Source organism: Streptomyces sp. NPDC037083, assembly GCF_055606485.1.
Genome location: NZ_JBVJSQ010000002.1, coordinates 461,325 through 476,578 on the forward strand (window position 1 = coordinate 461,325; position 15,254 = coordinate 476,578).

A 15,254-nucleotide genomic window follows, 5' to 3' on the forward strand; every position below is an offset into this window, starting at 1 on the left:
CTGGCTTGTCTACTTCCGCTTGTTACGGCCGCCCTTGTGGGTGCCGTTCTCCGTACCGTGGTGGCTGTCGTACTTCTCGTACGCGTCGACGATACGGCCGACCAGCTTGTGCCGGACGACGTCCTGGGACGACAGGCGGGAGAAATGCACGTCGTCGAGGCCCTCCAGGATGTCCTGGACCTGGCGCAGACCCGACTTGGTGCCGTCGGGCAGGTCGACCTGCGTCACGTCACCCGTGATCACGATCTTCGAGTCGAAGCCGAGCCGGGTGAGGAACATCTTCATCTGCTCGGGGCTCGTGTTCTGGGCCTCGTCCAGGATGATGAAGGCGTCGTTGAGCGTACGGCCGCGCATGTACGCCAGGGGCGCGACCTCGATGGTCCCGGCGGCCATGAGCCTCGGGATCGAGTCGGGGTCGAGCATGTCGTGCAGCGCGTCGTACAACGGGCGCAGGTAGGGGTCGATCTTCTCGTAGAGCGTGCCGGGCAGGAAGCCCAGCCGCTCCCCGGCCTCGACCGCCGGACGGGTGAGGATGATGCGGTTGACCTGCTTGGACTGCAGGGCCTGGACCGCCTTGGCCATGGCCAGGTAGGTCTTGCCGGTGCCCGCGGGGCCGATGCCGAAGACGATCGTGTGCTTGTCGATCGCGTCGACGTACCGCTTCTGGTTGAGGGTCTTGGGTCTGATGGTGCGGCCGCGCGAGGACAGGATGTTCTGCGTCAGAACCTCGGCCGGGGTCTCCTGGCCGTCACTCGTCCCGTTCTCACTCGCCCGCAGCATGGCGATCGAGCGTTCCACTGCGTCCTCCGTCATCGGCTGCCCGGTGCGGAGCACCAGCATCATCTCGTCGAACAGGCGCTGGATCAGGGCGACTTCCCGCGGATCGCCCACCGCGCTGATCTCATTGCCCCGGACGTGGATGTCGGCCGCCGGGAAAGCCGTCTCGATCACGCGCAGAAGGGAGTCTCCGGATCCCAGCACGGTCACCATGGGGTGCTGGGCGGGAACGGTGAACTGTGCTCTCGCCTTGCCCTGCGCGGGCGTATGAGCTGTGGGTGTCTGAGTCATAGGCCGGCCCGAAGGCCTCTACGTCCTCCCGGATGCGTCTCGCCTGCCACGAGGGCGGCCTGGCGAGTTCAAGGGTACGCCAGGGGACTGACAACGCCGTAGGGCTTTTCCCCCGGAGCGGCGGTCACGCGGAGCGGCCGAAACCGATCGTCGGCACCGCCCTGCGCAGCGGCCAGGGGGCGGCGTCCTCCTCGGCCGCCGCCGGGAGCAGCGTCGGCAGCAGGCTCTCCAGGAACGCGTACCGGTGCAGCGCCTCGGGGTCCTGGCCGTCCACCGACTGGACCTTGCGCCACCAGGCCGCGATCTCCAGCCAGCCGGGGGCGGAGAGCGAGCCGCCGAACTCCTGGACGGAGAGGGCCGCGGTGAGGCCGGCGAAGGCCAGCCGGTCGGCCAGCGGCCAGCCCGCGAGGGTGCCGGTGACGAAGCCGGCCACGAAGACGTCACCGGCGCCGGTGGGGTCGAGGGCCTCGACCGCGATGGCCGGGACCTCGGCGGACTCGCCGGTGCGTCGGTCCACCGCGTAGGCGCCGTCCGCCCCGAGCGTCACGACCGCGAGCGGCACGTGCTCGGTGAGGGCGTGGGCGGCGGCGCGCGGGCAGCCTGCGCCGGTGTAGCGCATGGCCTCCTCGGCGTTCGGCAGGAACGCCTCGCAGTGTTCGAGGTCGGCGAGGCCGGCCAGGTCCCAGGCGCCGGTGTCGTCCCAGCCGACGTCGGCGAAGACGCGGGTGCCCCGGCTCGCGGCCTGGGCGATCCAGGGGGCCCGCTTGCCGGGGGTGAGGGAGGCGACGGCGGCGCGGGCGTGCGGCGGGTACTCGGGCGTCGGCTCCTCGGGCGGCGGTTCGTGGCCGTGCGAGACCATCGTGCGCTCCCCCTCGTACGCCATGGAGACGGTGACCGAGGAGTGCCAGCCGGGGACCGTGCGCGAGGTGCTGAGGTCGATGCCCTCGCCGTGTTCGAGGGCGTCCCAGCAGTACTCGCCGTAGTGGTCGTCGCCGAAGGCCGCGGCGAGGGAGGTGCGCAGGCCGAGGCGGGCGAGCGCGGTGGCCATGTTGGCGACGCCGCCGGGGCTCGACCCCATGCCGCGCGCCCAGGACTCGGTCCCGCGCACCGGGGCGGAGTCGAGCCCGGTGAAGATGATGTCGAGGAACACGTCCCCGGTGAGGTAGACGTCCCACGGCGGATCGTCGGGGGCGCGCAGGGCGGCCAGGGGGTCGACCCGGGCTCCCCGGCCGGTGCGGCGGTGGTGTCCCTCTCCGGTGGACGCGTTGGACGCGGTCACGGTGCGCTCCCTGACGTGGTGCCGATCTGGCCAGTGTGCACCACGTCACCGGCGACACGCGGCCCGTCACGCCGGGTGCGCCGCGCTCTTCCCGGGGCCCGGTCCGCGGGACCGGCCTACCAGCGGGGGACGGACGGCGTGACCCACTCCGGTTCGGCGACGCGCATGGCGGCCGCGTCGTCGCGCTCGCGCAGCGAACCGTCGTCGTCCAGCCACCGCTGGTGCAGGAGGCGCAGCCGGTCGTGGTCGAGGGCGACGCCGAGGCCGGGCGTGTCGGAGACGGCGACCTTGCCGGCGTCGAAGACCGGCCGCTCGGTGAGGACGTCCTCGGTCTGCCAGGGGTAGTGGGAGTCGCAGGCGTGGTGGAGGTTCGGGACGGTCGACGCGACGTGGGTCATCGCGGCCAGGGAGATCCCGAGGTGGGTGTTGGAGTGCATGGAGACGCCGACGCCGAAGGTGCGGCAGATCGCGGCCAGTTGCTGGGTGTTGCGCAGTCCGCCCCAGTAGTGGTGGTCGGAGAGGACGACCTGGACGGCGTCACGGGTGAACGCCTCCTTGATCTCGGCGAACGTCGTCACGCACATGTTGGTGGCGAGCGGCACGTCGGTCCCCGCGGCGACCTCGGCCATGGCCGGGGTGCCCAGGGCGGGGTCCTCCAGGTACTCGAGGAGGCCGCCGATCTCCTCGGCCACCTTCAGTGAGGTCGTCACGGACCATGCGCCGTTGGGGTCGAGGCGGAGGGGGTGGCCGGGGAAGGCCTCGGCCAGGGCGCGGACGGCGGCGATCTCCTCGTCCGGCGGGAAGACACCGCCCTTGAGCTTGAAGGAGGTGAACCCGTAGCGCTCCTTGAAGCGCCGGGCCTGCGCGACGACTCCCGCCGGGTCCACGGCGGCGCCCCAGTCGTCCTTCTCGGCCGGCACGCCCTCGGGGTGCTCGGCCCACCTGTAGAAGAGGTAGGCGCTGTAGTCGACCGCGTCGCGCACCTTGCCGCCGAGCAGTGCGTGCACGGGCAGGCCGAGCGCCTTGCCGAGGGCGTCGAGGCAGGCGACCTCGAAGGCTGAGACGACGGACAGGCGCAGCTTGTCGGCGGTCTGGACGCCGCGCAGCCCGCCGACGTCCACCTGACCGGAGACCCGGGAGCTGTCGACGGCCACCTCGTCGGCGATCGCGGACAGGCCGTTCAGGTCGCCGACCGGGCGGCCGGGGAGCTTCTCGGCGAACGGGCGGGCCAATTCGAGGTACTTGGTGTCGCCGTACGTCTCGCCGACGCCGGTGACCCCGTCGGCCGTCTCGATCTCCACGATCAGCCGGGGGGTGTACGGCTGGTGGACGCCCTGGGTGTTGAGCAGGGGCGGGTCGGCGACCAGGATCGGGGTCAGGCGGACGTCCGTGATCGTGAGGTTCACAGGGCGGCTCCTACGAGGTCGAGGCCGGCGGTCCGGAGGGTTCGGAGGTCGGCCAGGTCGGCCAGGTCGGCCAGGTCGGCCAGATCGGCGAGGTCGGCGGGGCGGTGGCGATCCGGTTCGTGGCTCACTCCCGCTCATCTCCTCATGTGGATGCCATCCATGTATGAAGATGGAGGTTAGATACACGAACGTCGGCCGTCAATGGAGCGAAACCGGCCCTTACGATCTGCTCATGTCGGAGACAGGGGGCGTCCGCGAGGTGAAGTCGGCGGCGCGCACGGTCGAGCTGCTCGAACTGCTCGCGGCGCGCGGGGACCGGCCGGCGCGACTGCAGGAACTGGCGGACGAGCTGGGCGTGCCACGCAGCTCGATGTACGCGCTGCTGCAGACCCTGATCGGCCGCGGCTGGGTGCGCACCGACGTCACCGGCTCCCTCTACGGCATCGGCATCCACGCCCTGCTGACCGGCACCGGCTACCTCGACTCCGACCCGCGCGTACGCATGGTGCGGCCCTACCTCGACGAGGCGTCCGAGGCGCTGGGCGAGACCATCCACCTGGGGCGGCTGGACGGCCGGGGCGTGGCCTATCTGGCGACACGCGAATCGCACGCATACCTGCGCACCCTCAGCCGGGTCGGACGCCGGCTGCCCGCCCACGTCGGCGCGCTCGGCAAGGCGCTGCTCGCGGAACGACCGGACGAAGACCTGCCCGAGGGCCCCTACGAGGCGCTGACCCCGAACTCCCTCACCACCCGACAGGCGCTGCTGGCCGACCTCGCCGGGGTGCGGGCGCGCGGCTACTCGGTGGACCGCGAGGAGGGCGTCCTCGGCCTGGTGGGCTTCGGCTTCGCCCTGCGTTACGACACCCCCGCACAGGACGCGATCAGCTGCTCGGTGCCGGTGGCCCGGCTGACGCCGGCGCACGAGGAGCGGATCGTCGCGGTGATGCGGGAGATCAGGGCCGGGATCGAGGCGACGGCGCCCGGTACCGGCGGTGCCGTCGACTGGCGGTAGCGCGGCCGTCTACCCGGCGTTCCCCGCCCCAAACGTAAGGTGATTCAGATCACCCATCCCGGGCTACGTGCAGGAACCACGTGCTTGATACAAATTGGCCGCGCGTTCCTGTCGGTCGACGGTCGGCGCCCAACCCCCTTTTCGAGCCGCCCCTTTCGCATGCCCTGGAACGCCCGTGTTCGCCCCTCGCACCACCGTGCCCTGGCCCGTCGTCGCCCTTTTCGCGGCCGGGTACCTCGCCCCCTACTTGCTGCCGACCGTCGTCGGCCGGCTGGACGCCGGGCTCCCGCTGTCCGCCACCGAGGCCGGAGCCGTCGGCAGCGCGCTGCTGCTCGGCTCGGCCTGCGCCGGATTCCTGCTCGCCTCCCGCGTGGAGCGGATCGGGGCGCGGACGCTCGCCCGGCTCGGACTGACCCTCGCCGTCCTCGGATACGGCGGCGCCGCCCTCGCCGGTGACGTGCCGGCCGTCGTCGCGGGCGCGGTCCTCGGCGGGTTCGGCTCCGGCACGGTCACCACCGTCGCCGCCACCCGGATCGCCGCCCAGCCCGACCCGCACCGCACCTCCACGCTGGGGCTGCTCACGGTCTCCGCGCTCGCGGGCGCCGTCTATCTGACGGTCCCGCACCTGGGCGCGGGGCACGGACAGCCGCTGGCCGCGATCGCGCTCACCGCGCTGGCGGTGTGGCCGCTGACCGGCCGGCTGCCCAGCCGCTCGGAGCCGGCCCGCGCGCGTGCACAGGTCCGCGCCCGCCTTCCCCACCTGCGCCCCGGCCTGGTCCTGGCCGCCGCCATGCCGTGCTGGGCGCTGGTCCAGAACTCCCTCTGGGGCGTCAGCGGACGCATCGGCCTGACCCAGGCCCACCTCTCCGAGGCCGCCGTCGGCGTCGTCTTCGCGGTGGCGCTGGGGGCCGGACTCATGGGCGTGCTGGGCGCGGGCGCGCTCGGGACGCGGCTGGGGCGGGCCGCGCCCATCGGCGTGGGCACCGTGCTGATCGCGGGGTGTGTCGTCGCCAGCGCGTCGGCGACCGGGCCGGTGAGCTTCGCGGCCGGTGAGATCGCCTGGAACGTGCTGTACCCGATCGTGCTGTCGTATCTGCTCGGGCTGGCCGCCTCGCTGGACCGGCGCGGCCGCTGGGCGGTGCTCGTCGGGTCGGCGTCCTCGCTGGGGACGGCGGCGGGACCGCTGACCGGGAGCGTGCTGTCGGCGCAGGCCGGCTTCCCGGTGATGGGGCTGGTGCTGGGGGCGGGGCTGCTCGTCGTCGCCGTGCCGATGACGGCCGTCGCCCTGCACACGGGCGGACGCCCGCTGCTCGCGGGCGGGGTCCGACGGCGGGGCGGCGGCGCGCAGCCGCAGGCGGTCGAGGTGGTCGAGATCCCGGTGGAGACCTCGGCCGTGCCCGTCAGGGGCGCGTACGACACGGCCGGACCCCGGCCGGCGGGCGCCGCGCCGGGGTCCGGGGACTGACCGGGACCGCGCGTCAGAAGGTGTAGGCGTCCACCTCGGCGAGACACCGCGCCCGCCGCTCCTCGTCGTCCTCCAGGAAGGAGGCGACGAAGGAGTTGCGGGCCAGCTCGCGCAGCCGCTCCTCGCCCAGACCGAGGCTCGTGCGCACGGCGTCGAAGTTGTCGCCGGCGTAGCCGCCGAAGTAGGCGGGGTCGTCGGAGTTGACCGTGCACACCAGCCCGGCGTCGAGCATGGCGGGCAGCGGGTGGTCGGCGAGGACGTCGACGGTGCGCAGGCGGACGTTGGACAGCGGGCACAGCGTCAGCGGGATCCGCTCGCGCACCAGCCGTTCGACGAGGGCCGGGTCCTCCATGCACCGCAGGCCGTGGTCGACGCGCTCGACGCCGAGGACGTCGAGGGCCTCGGTGATGTACTCCGGCGGCCCCTCCTCGCCGGCGTGCGCCACGCGCCGCAGTCCCAGCGCGGCAGCGGCCTCGTACACCTCGCGGAACTTCGCCGGCGGATGCCCGACCTCGGCGGAGTCCAGCCCGATGCCGATGATCCGGTCGAGGTAGGGCTTCGCGGCGTCGAGCGTCTCGAGGGCGGACTCGGCGGACTCGTCGCGCAGGAAGCACAGGATCAGCCGGGTGGAGACGCCGTGGACGGCCTCGCTGCTGCCCAGCGCCCGCCACAGCCCGTCCACGACCGTGCCCATGCTCACGCCCCGGGCGAGGTGGGCCTGCGGGTCGAAGAAGATCTCCGCGTGCCGCACGCCCTGGGCGGCCGCCCGGGCCAGGTAGGCGTTCGCGAGATCCTCGAAGTCCCGCTCGGTGCGCAGGACCGCCATCAGCTCGTAGTACAGGTTCAGGAAGGACTGCAGGTCCTCGAACCGGTAGGCCTCGCGGAGTTCGTCCGTGTCGGCGTACGGCAGCTCGACCCTGTTGCGGGCGGCCAGCTCGAAAGCCAGCTCAGGCTCCAGGGTGCCTTCGATGTGCAGGTGCAGTTCAGCTTTGGGGAGGGGCATCAAAGCATCGTACGGCCGCTTCACCGGCGTTTCGGAACCGGCACTCGCAGAAGGTCGTGCGCCACGGTCAGCTCGCCCTCGAACCCGGCCGCCCGCGCCTGCCGTTCGAATTCCTCCGCGTCCGAGTAGCGCTGGCTGAAGTGGGTCAGGACGAGATGCCGCACCCCGGCGTCGCGCGCGACGCGCGCCGCCTGACCGGCGGTCAGATGCCCGTGGTCGACGGCGAGTCGTTCGTCCTCGTCGAGGAAGGTCGACTCGATGACGAGCATGTCGGCGCCGTCGGCGAGCGCGTGCACCCCGTCGCACAGCCGGGTGTCCATGACGAACGCGAACCGCTGGCCGCGGCGGACCTCGCTGACGTCGTCGAGGGTGACGCCGCCCACGGACCCCTCCCGTTGGATCCGGCCGACGTCCGGCCCGCTGACGCCGTGCGCGGCGAGCCGCTCGGGCAGCATGCGGCGGCCGTCGGGCTCGACGATCCGGTAGCCGTAGGACTCGACGGGGTGCGAGAGCCGGGCGGCCTCGATGCGGTAGGAGGCGGCGGTGGCGAGGACTCCGTCCGCGTCGACCGGGGCCTCGGTGATGCCGACGGTCTCGCGGTAGGCGGTGGCGTGGCGCAGCCGGTCGAAGAAGCGCTGACCGGAGCGCGGGTAGTGCGCGGTGACCGGGTGCGGGACCTGGTCCAGGTTGATGCGCTGGATCACCCCGGCGAGGCCGAGGGAGTGGTCGCCGTGGAAGTGGGTGACGCAGATCCGGTCGAGGTCGTGCGCGGCGACCCCGGCGCGCAGCATCTGGCGCTGGGTGCCCTCGCCCGGGTCGAAGAGGATGCCCTCGCCGTCCCAGCGCAGGAGGTACCCGTTGTGGTTGCGGTGCCGGGTGGGAACCTGGCTGGCGGTGCCGAGGACCACCAGTTCGCGTACGGACACGGCGGCCTACCCGGGGGGCCAGTGCAGCCCGCGGCCGCCGACGACGTGCGCGTGGGCGTGCCAGACGGTCTGGCCGGCGCCGGTTCCGGTGTTGAAGACGATGCGGTAGCTCTCCAGCTTGTCCTCGTCCGCGACCGCCTGCGTCTCGCGCAGGACGTCGGCGGCGAGCTGCGGCGCGCCGGCCGCGAGGGCGGCGGCGTCCTTGTAGTGCGCCTTCGGGATCACCAGGACGTGGGTGGGCGCCTGGGGGTTGATGTCCCGGAAGGCGATGGTCGTCTCGGTCTCCCGCACGATCGTCGCGGGGATCGTGCCCGAAACGATCTTGCAGAACAGACAGTCGTCCTGCGGTTCGCCTGCCATGCGGGTTCCTCCTCCGACAGTTGATCAGTACGGGGGCATGGTAGCGGGGTGCGCCGCTCAAGCCCGTCCGGCTCCTGACGACGAGGCCGTTCCGGCCGAGCGCGCGTCCCCCGGGGGCGGCGGCCCCCGGGGACGGTCGCACCGGCGCCGGGCGGGCTACGAACCCGGCAGCAGCGGGGGCGTCTTCGCCGGGGTGGACTCCAGGGAGGCCAGCGCCAGTGACACCGCCTCGTCCAGCTGGACGTCCCGCCCGGCCGCGTAGTCGTGCGGAGCGCAGACGACCTCGACGTCCGGATCGACGCCGTGGTTCTCCACGCCCCACCCGTAACCCTCCAGCCAGATCGCGTACTTGGGCTGCGTGATGAGCGTCCCGTCGACCAGCCGGTACCGGCTGTCGATCCCGATCGTCCCGCCCCAGGTGCGCGTGCCCACCACCGGCCCGATCCCGAGCGCCTTGATCGCCGCGTTGACGATGTCCCCGTCGGACCCGGAGAACTCGTTGGCGACGGCGACGACGGGCCCCCGGGGCGCGTCCTCCGGGTAGCTGGACGCCCGCACACCGCGCGGCAGGTCCCAGCCGACGATCCGCCGGGCCAGCTTCTCGACCACCAGTTGGGAGGTGTGCCCGCCCCGGTTCTCCCGGACGTCCACGATCAGCCCCTCCCGCGCGACCTCGACCCGCAGGTCGCGGTGGATCTGGGCCCATCCCGGCGCCTGCATGTCGGGCACGTGCAGATACCCCAGCCGCCCGCCCGAGGCCTCGTGCACGTACGCCCGCCGGTCGTTGACCCACGCGTGGTAGCGCAGCGCCTCCTCGTCGGCGACGGGCACGACGACGGCATGCCTCGGCTCGCCCCCGCCGGACGGCGAGACCGTGAGCTCCACGACCTTGCCCGCCGTGCCGACCAGGAGCGGCCCCGGCCCGGTGACCGGGTCGACCGGCTGTCCGCCGACGGCGAGGATCGCGTCGCCGGCCCGCACCGCCACGCCGGGTGCGGCGAGCGGGGAACGGGCGTCGGGGTCGGAGGTCTCCGAGGGCAGCACCCGGTCGATGCGCCAACTGCCGTCCTCGTGACGGGAGATGTCCGCCCCGAGCAGCCCCTGCCGGGCGCCGCCGCCGTGGCCGCCGCGCGGCATCACGTAGGCGTGCGAGGTGCCGAGCTCGCCGTGCACCTCCCACAGCAGGTCCACGAGGTCGTCGTGGGTCGCGACGCGCTCCAGCACGGGCCGGTAGCGGTCGAGGACGCCGTCCCAGTCGACGCCGCCGAGATCCGGCCGCCAGAAGTTGTCCCGCATGATCCGGCCGGTCTCGTCGTACATCTGCCGCCACTCGGCGGACGGGTCGACGACCTGGCGGATCCGGCCGAGGTCGACGGTGATGTTGCCGTCGCCGTCCTCGTCGCCGGAGGCGCGCCGGTCGCTGGGGACGACCTTGAGCTTGCCGTCCGTCCACAGCAGCAGCCTCTTGCCGTCGCCGCTGACCTCGAAGCCGTCGGCGTCGGCGGCCAGGTGCTCGATGCGCTGCTGGGCGAGGTCGTAGCGCTCCAGCTCGGTGTGCGGGTCGGGGTCGTCCGGGGTGGCGCGGGAGGCGCCGAGGACGCCGCGCACGGGGTGCCGCAGCCAGAGCACCCCGTCCTTCGCGGCGGCCAGCCCGGAGTAGCGGCCGGCCTCGACCGGGAACGGCACTATCCGGTCGGCGAGGCCCTCGAGGTCGATCCGGGTGGTCGGGGTGCCCTCGCTGTCGGGGGTCTCCTCCTTGTCGGGGGCCTCGAAGGGCCTGCCGTGCCGCTGCGGGCCGAAGGGGGACGGGGTCGTCGCCGCGAGGGTGATGAGGTGCGGGCGGGCGCCGGCCACGAAGGAGAGGTCGAAGACGTGCTGGTCGTAGACCGGGTCGAAGGCACGGGTGGAGAGGAACGCGAGGTGCTTGCCGTCGAGGGTGAAGGCGGGCGCGTAGTCCCGGAAGCGCAGCGGCGTGGCCTCGGTGACCGACAGGTCGGTGACGTTGGCGAGCTTGAGCTGGGCCAGCGGGCGCGGGCCGGGGTGCGACCAGGCCAGCCAGGCCGAGTCCGGCGAGAAGACGAGGTCGGACACCTCGCCGTCGGGGCTGCTGTCGACCTCGCGGACCTCGCCGGTCTCCCGCTCGACGAGCAGCAGCCGCCCGTCGTGCGCGGCGACGGCGGCCCGGCTGCCGTCGGGCGCCATGGCGAGCTCCAGGACGCGCCCGAGGCGTCCGGCGGCGAGCCGGCGCGGGGTGGAGCCGGGGGCCTGACCGGTGGCGGGGGCGAACTCCAGCGCGTCCTCCCCCTCCGCGTCCGTCACCCACACCGCCCACTCCTCGCCCTCGGTGCGGAAGGTGCGCGGCAGCCGGGCGCGGACGCCGGCTTCGGCGGCGAGCGCACGGGCGGGCCCGGCCCGGTGGGTGATCCAGTGGACGGCCCCGCGCACCTCCACGACGCTGCCGCGCGCGGTGTGGTCGGGCGCCGCCCCGCCCAGCCACCGGGAGGCGGTGACCGGGTGGGGGCGGCGGTCGGCCCGCTGGCCGCCGAGACGGACGTCGAGGCGGCGTGGTTCGGCGCCGTCGAGGTCGTCGAGCAGCCACAGCTCGCCCGCCGACATGTACACGATCCGGGTGCCGTCACCGGCGGCCTGGCGGGCGTAGAAGCCTTCGCCGGACGGGGTGTGCCGGCGCAGGTCGGATCCGTCGGCGAGGGAGGAGTACAGCGCGCCGACGCCCTCGTGGTCGGAGAGGAACGCGATCCGGTCCCCCGCCCACACCGGGTACTCGATGTTGCCGTCCAGGTCCTCGTGCAGCCGGACGAACTCCCCCTGGCCCTCCCGGTCGATCCACAGCTTCCCCGCCGTGCCGCCCCGGTAGCGCTTCCAGTGGGCGGCCTCGCGGCCCATCGGCGCGGACAGCAGCACGGTGTGCGGGCCGTGGGCGACCGTGCCGACCGGCCCGTACGGCAGGGTCGTCGCCGGTCCGCCGTCGACGGGGACGGCGCGGGCCCAGGTACGGCGCAGGGTCGCCTGGTCGTGGCTGCTGACGGCGAGGACCTCGCCTTCCGGGGTCCAGCCGCGCACCCGGGTCTGCCAACTCCCCCAGTACGTCAGCCGAGTCGACGGACCTCCGTCGACGGGGGCGATGTGCACCTCGGGGGCGCCGTCGCGGGTGGAGGTCCAGGCGACGGTGGAGCCGTCGGGGGAGATGCGCGGCACGGAGACCGGCATGTTGTCGGCGCTGACCCGCCAGGCGCGGCCGCCGTCGAGGGGCGCGAGCCACACGTCGTCCTCGGCGGCGAAGGCCACCAACTCGCCGTGCAGGTGAGGGAATCTGAGATACGCGGCAGGCGTCGCGGACTGTGTCACCGGATCACTGTATGCAAGGGTGGGAGGGCTGGTCAGGGGTTTCGATCACTTCCCCGCGCCGCCCTCGCGCACGGTCTCGGTGACGGTCACCGTCACGGTGACCGTCGGCCGGCCGCCGGGCTGCGCGGTGCCGGACGGCCGGCCCGGCGAAGGGGCGACCGGAGACGGCGTCGCGGACTTGCAGTCGCCGAGCCCGCTCACCCGGAACAGCTGCTTCCTGCCCACGACGGCGGTCAGGTCCCCGCGCACGCACGCGCCGTCGACCGCGCGAGTGACCTTTCCGGTGACGGTGACGTCCCGTCCGTCGCCGGTCTCGCCCTGGCAGTCGACGGCGACGAGGGCCGCCGCCCCGTCCTGGTCCTCGTACCGGGCCGTGCAGGTCAGCCAGCGCACGTCCACGTCCCGGCGCTGGATCTCCGCCGTCGCCGCCTGGTCGGTGGTGTACGCCACCGACATGCTGCTCAGCCCGCCCGGCTCGCACGCCACGATGCCGACCGAGGCCACGGCCGCCACCGGAAGAAGCCAAATACGCCTCAATGCCCCCATGGAGGGCAGCGTGCCACTCGGGCACGCGGTGCGGTAGCCCGTATGCGGTCACGTTCGGCGCGGGGGGTCCTACCGTGGACGCATGAGCGATGAGCGACGCCGGAGAACCCTCGTCGTGGACGGGACGACCGCCTATGTGTGGACGGTCCGCCACCGGCACGGGGACGGGCAGCCGTGCCGGGAGATCCTCACCCTCAGCCGGGACGGCAAGCGCACCCGCATCGTCTTCCGGGACGGTGAAGGGCGCTACTCGGGTGGCGGCGGGTACGGGCACAGCGGCGGGGTGGGCGACCGCCACCATCACCTCAACCTCCACGAGCCCGGCGTGGTGCGCGCCTTCGTCGACGAGGCCGTCAAGCGGGAACTGCTGCCCATGGACGGTGAGTTGGACGGCTGGGAACTGTTCCCGGCCGTCGCGGCCGCGGTGGCGCTCAGCCGCGCGGCGCCAGCCACTGCTGGAGCTCCACCAGATTCCCCTCCGGGTCTTTGAGGTGGGCGACGCGCATCCGGTCGCCCATCGGCGCCGGGCCCCGCAGGAGCACCGCGCCCCGGGAGACGATCCGCGTGCAGTACGCGTCCAGGTCGTCGACGCGCAGCGCCACCAGGGAGCGGTGCCCGGTCGGCGGGTCGTCCAGTTCGCCGAGGACCGCGGCCATCATCGCCCGGTCCTGCAGGGCGATGCCCGCCGAGCCGGCGGCGGGGCTGAACTTCTCGTACGGCCCGTTCGTCGCGCCGGACTGCGGCTCGAGGCCGAGGACGTCGGCGTAGAAGCGGTAGCAGGCGGCGAAGTCGGTGACGAGCAGCCGCACCTGGGCGAGTTCCACGGTGTCCCCCCGGAGGTTCAGGACCAGCGACCGGTGCGGCCGAGCAGCAGCGCGGTCGCGGCCGTGCCGGCGGTCGACGTGCGCAGCACACTACGACCGAGGCGGCAGGTCTTCGCACCCGCCTCCTCGAACAGCGCCAACTCCTCGGGCGAGACGCCGCCTTCGGGGCCCACGACCAGCACGATCTCACCGGAGGCCGGGAGTTCGGCGGTCGCCAGGGGCTCGCCGGGGTAGTCGCGGTCCTCGTGCAGGACGGCCGCGAAGTCGGCCCGGGCGAGAAGCGCCGCCACCTGCTTGGTGGTCGAGGCCTCGGCGACCTCGGGGAAGCGGACCCGGCGCGACTGCTTGCCGGCCTCGCGGGCGGTGGCCCGCCACTTGGCGAGCGCCTTCAGCCCGCGTTCGCCCTTCCACTGCGTGATGCAGCGCGAGGCCGCCCAGGGCACGATCGCGTCGACGCCGGTCTCGGTCATCGTCTCGACGGCCAGCTCACCCCGGTCGCCCTTGGGCAGCGCCTGGACCACGGTGATCCGCGGCGATTCGGCGGGTTCCTCGGTCACCTCTTCCAGGCGCACCACCAGCCGGTCCTTGCCCTCGGCGGCGACGACTTCCCCCGGGGCCCAGCGCCCGGCGCCGTCGGTGAGGACGACCGCCTCGCCGGCCCGCAGCCGCTTGACGGACACGGCGTGCCGGCCCTCGGGGCCGTCCAGCACGAACTCGGAGCGGCCGGCGGGCAGTTCGGCGACGACGAAGACGGGCGCGGTCACCGGGCGCCGCCCTGGTCCCCGCGGTGGTCCGCCGGGAAGTCCGCGGGGAACTGCGACAACGCTGTCCGGGCCTGGGCCAGTTCGGACAGCAGGACCTCCACCAGCTGCCCGGCGGGCAGCTCGCGGGCCATCCGGTGCCCCTGCCCGGCCCACAGCGCCATGCCCTGCGCGTCGCCCGCCTTGGCGGCCGCCTTGCGCAGCGGCGACGTGAGGTGGTGGACCTCCGGGTAGGCGGCGGGCGCGTACGGGCCGTGCTCGCGCAGGAAGCGGTTGACCAGGCCACGGGCCGGACGGCCGGAGAAGGCGCGGGTCAGCTCGGTGCGGACGAAAAGGGGGTTGGTCAGCGCCTGCTTGTGCACGGCGTGCGCGCCCGACTCGGGAGTGGCGAGGAACGCGGTGCCCAGCTGGGCCGCGCTCGCGCCCGCCGCGAGGACCGCGGCGATCTGGCTGCCGCGCATGAGACCGCCGGCGGCCACGATGGGCAGCCGCACCGACTCGCGGACCTGGGCGACCAGGGAGAGCAGTCCGATGCCGCACCCGTCGGTCTCCGGGTTGTCCCGGTGGGTGCCCTGGTGTCCGCCGGCCTCCACGCCCTGCACGATCACCGCGTCGGCACCGGCCCGCTCCACCGCGACGGCCTCCTCGGCGGTGGTCGCCGTGACCAGGGTGAACGTTCCCGCGCGCCGCAGGGAGTCCAGCGCGTCCGGGCTGGGGACGCCGAAGTGGAACGACACGACCGGGACCGGGTTGTCCAGCAGCACGGCGAGCTTGGCGTCGTAACCGTCGTCGCGACCGCTGTCCGGGTCGCCGAGCTCGGTCTCGTACCAGGCGGCCTCACCGGCCAACTGGTGTGCGTAGACCTCGACGGCGCCCGCGGCGGGGAGCGCTGTGTTGGCCGCCCCGCCGGAGCCGGTGCCCGCACCGGGATGCTCGGGCTGCGGCAGGAAGAGGTTCACGCCGAAGGGGCGGCCGGTCAGGCTCCGCAGCTGCTTGATCTCCTGGTACATGCCGTCGGCCGTCTTGTACCCGGCGGCGAGGAACCCGAGCCCGCCCGCCTCGGCCACGGCGGCGGCGAGCTGCGGGAGGGAGACGCCGCCCGCCATGGGGGCCTGCACGATCGGGTGCGGAAAGAGATCGGTCAGCGCGGAGGACATGACGGCATGTTGTCACGTCCTCCGAACAAGTCCGAATCGGCCCTTCCCGTCGCCACAGGCCGCTCACGGCCCGTGCGG

General features: G+C 73.5%; 15 protein-coding genes. 3 read left to right on the forward strand and 12 right to left on the reverse strand.

Going from position 1 to position 15,254, the window contains the following annotated elements:
* Positions 1-9: 9 nt before the first annotated feature.
* The 4 genes from ACZ7DE_RS06865 to ACZ7DE_RS06880 form a co-directional block, all read right to left on the reverse strand.
* Positions 10-1,068, reverse strand: a complete 1,059-nt coding sequence (locus ACZ7DE_RS06865) for a PhoH family protein (protein WP_470758661.1) — start codon at positions 1,066-1,068, stop codon at positions 10-12.
* A gap of 124 nt (positions 1,069-1,192) precedes the next feature.
* Positions 1,193-2,347, reverse strand: a complete 1,155-nt coding sequence (locus tag ACZ7DE_RS06870; protein ID WP_470758662.1) for a carbohydrate kinase family protein — start codon at positions 2,345-2,347, stop codon at positions 1,193-1,195.
* Positions 2,348-2,463: 116 nt separating this feature from the next.
* Complete coding sequence (locus ACZ7DE_RS06875) at positions 2,464-3,753, reverse strand: glucarate dehydratase family protein (RefSeq protein ID WP_470758663.1); 1,290 nt, start codon at positions 3,751-3,753, stop codon at positions 2,464-2,466.
* Positions 3,750-3,881, reverse strand: a complete 132-nt coding sequence (locus ACZ7DE_RS06880; protein ID WP_470758664.1) for a hypothetical protein — start codon at positions 3,879-3,881, stop codon at positions 3,750-3,752. Before ACZ7DE_RS06880 ends, ACZ7DE_RS06875 begins: the two co-directional genes overlap by 4 nt.
* 104 nt (positions 3,882-3,985) lie before the next feature.
* Between ACZ7DE_RS06880 and ACZ7DE_RS06885 the strand changes: the two genes are divergently transcribed.
* On the forward strand, positions 3,986-4,768 hold the full coding sequence (locus tag ACZ7DE_RS06885) for an IclR family transcriptional regulator (protein ID WP_470758665.1): 783 nt from the start codon (positions 3,986-3,988) through the stop codon (positions 4,766-4,768).
* 175 nt (positions 4,769-4,943) lie between these two features.
* Positions 4,944-6,233: an MFS transporter gene (locus tag ACZ7DE_RS06890; RefSeq protein WP_470758666.1), complete on the forward strand. Its 1,290-nt coding sequence runs from the start codon at positions 4,944-4,946 to the stop codon at positions 6,231-6,233.
* Between the two features lie 13 nt (positions 6,234-6,246).
* On the opposite strand, the gene ACZ7DE_RS06895 is transcribed toward ACZ7DE_RS06890, so the two are convergent.
* From ACZ7DE_RS06895 to ACZ7DE_RS06915, 5 genes are all read right to left on the reverse strand, one after another.
* Positions 6,247-7,236: an adenosine deaminase gene (locus ACZ7DE_RS06895; RefSeq protein WP_470758667.1), complete on the reverse strand. Its 990-nt coding sequence runs from the start codon at positions 7,234-7,236 to the stop codon at positions 6,247-6,249.
* Positions 7,237-7,256: 20 nt separating this feature from the next.
* Complete coding sequence (locus tag ACZ7DE_RS06900) at positions 7,257-8,162, reverse strand: ribonuclease Z (protein WP_470758668.1); 906 nt, start codon at positions 8,160-8,162, stop codon at positions 7,257-7,259.
* 6 nt (positions 8,163-8,168) lie between these two features.
* On the reverse strand, positions 8,169-8,522 hold the full coding sequence (locus ACZ7DE_RS06905) for an HIT domain-containing protein (protein ID WP_470758669.1): 354 nt from the start codon (positions 8,520-8,522) through the stop codon (positions 8,169-8,171).
* A 156-nt stretch (positions 8,523-8,678) separates the two neighbouring features.
* Entirely contained in the window at positions 8,679-11,888 is a 3,210-nt protein-coding gene (locus ACZ7DE_RS06910; RefSeq protein WP_470758670.1) for a S41 family peptidase, read from the reverse strand.
* Positions 11,889-11,933: 45 nt separating this feature from the next.
* The gene (locus ACZ7DE_RS06915; RefSeq protein WP_470758671.1) at positions 11,934-12,434 is read right to left on the reverse strand and encodes a hypothetical protein; all 501 of its coding nucleotides are present in this window, start codon (positions 12,432-12,434) and stop codon (positions 11,934-11,936) included.
* 82 nt (positions 12,435-12,516) lie between these two features.
* Between ACZ7DE_RS06915 and ACZ7DE_RS06920 the strand changes: the two genes are divergently transcribed.
* Positions 12,517-12,924 (forward strand): hypothetical protein, encoded by a 408-nt coding sequence (locus ACZ7DE_RS06920; protein WP_470758672.1) that lies wholly within the window; start codon positions 12,517-12,519, stop codon positions 12,922-12,924.
* On the opposite strand, the gene ACZ7DE_RS06925 is transcribed toward ACZ7DE_RS06920, so the two are convergent.
* Genes ACZ7DE_RS06925 through ACZ7DE_RS06935 form a run of 3 tightly spaced genes read right to left on the reverse strand, consistent with a single transcriptional unit; the run spans position 12,866 to position 15,176 of the window.
* Complete coding sequence (locus tag ACZ7DE_RS06925) at positions 12,866-13,258, reverse strand: VOC family protein (RefSeq protein ID WP_470758673.1); 393 nt, start codon at positions 13,256-13,258, stop codon at positions 12,866-12,868. The two genes, ACZ7DE_RS06920 and ACZ7DE_RS06925, sit on opposite strands and share 59 nt — an antisense overlap.
* Before the next feature lie 17 nt (positions 13,259-13,275).
* Positions 13,276-14,022 carry a 16S rRNA (uracil(1498)-N(3))-methyltransferase gene (locus ACZ7DE_RS06930; protein WP_470758674.1) on the reverse strand — a complete coding sequence of 249 codons (747 nt, stop codon included), beginning with the start codon at positions 14,020-14,022 and terminating at the stop codon, positions 13,276-13,278.
* Positions 14,019-15,176 (reverse strand): nitronate monooxygenase, encoded by a 1,158-nt coding sequence (locus tag ACZ7DE_RS06935; protein WP_470758675.1) that lies wholly within the window; start codon positions 15,174-15,176, stop codon positions 14,019-14,021. Before ACZ7DE_RS06935 ends, ACZ7DE_RS06930 begins: the two co-directional genes overlap by 4 nt.
* Positions 15,177-15,254: the final 78 nt, after the last annotated feature.

Bases quoted from the DNA above. Each gene is read 5' to 3' on its own strand.
- ACZ7DE_RS06915 (WP_470758671.1), bottom strand. From the start codon at position 12,434: ATGGGGGCATTGAGGCGTATTTGGCTTCTTCCGGTGGCGGCCGTGGCC.
- ACZ7DE_RS06935 (WP_470758675.1), bottom strand. From the start codon at position 15,176: ATGTCCTCCGCGCTGACCGATCTCTTTCCGCACCCGATCGTGCAGGCC.
- ACZ7DE_RS06905 (WP_470758669.1), bottom strand. From the start codon at position 8,522: ATGGCAGGCGAACCGCAGGACGACTGTCTGTTCTGCAAGATCGTTTCG.
- ACZ7DE_RS06895 (WP_470758667.1), bottom strand. From the start codon at position 7,236: ATGCCCCTCCCCAAAGCTGAACTGCACCTGCACATCGAAGGCACCCTG.
- ACZ7DE_RS06885 (WP_470758665.1), top strand. From the start codon at position 3,986: ATGTCGGAGACAGGGGGCGTCCGCGAGGTGAAGTCGGCGGCGCGCACG.
- ACZ7DE_RS06865 (WP_470758661.1), bottom strand. From the start codon at position 1,068: ATGACTCAGACACCCACAGCTCATACGCCCGCGCAGGGCAAGGCGAGA.
- ACZ7DE_RS06920 (WP_470758672.1), top strand. From the start codon at position 12,517: ATGAGCGATGAGCGACGCCGGAGAACCCTCGTCGTGGACGGGACGACC.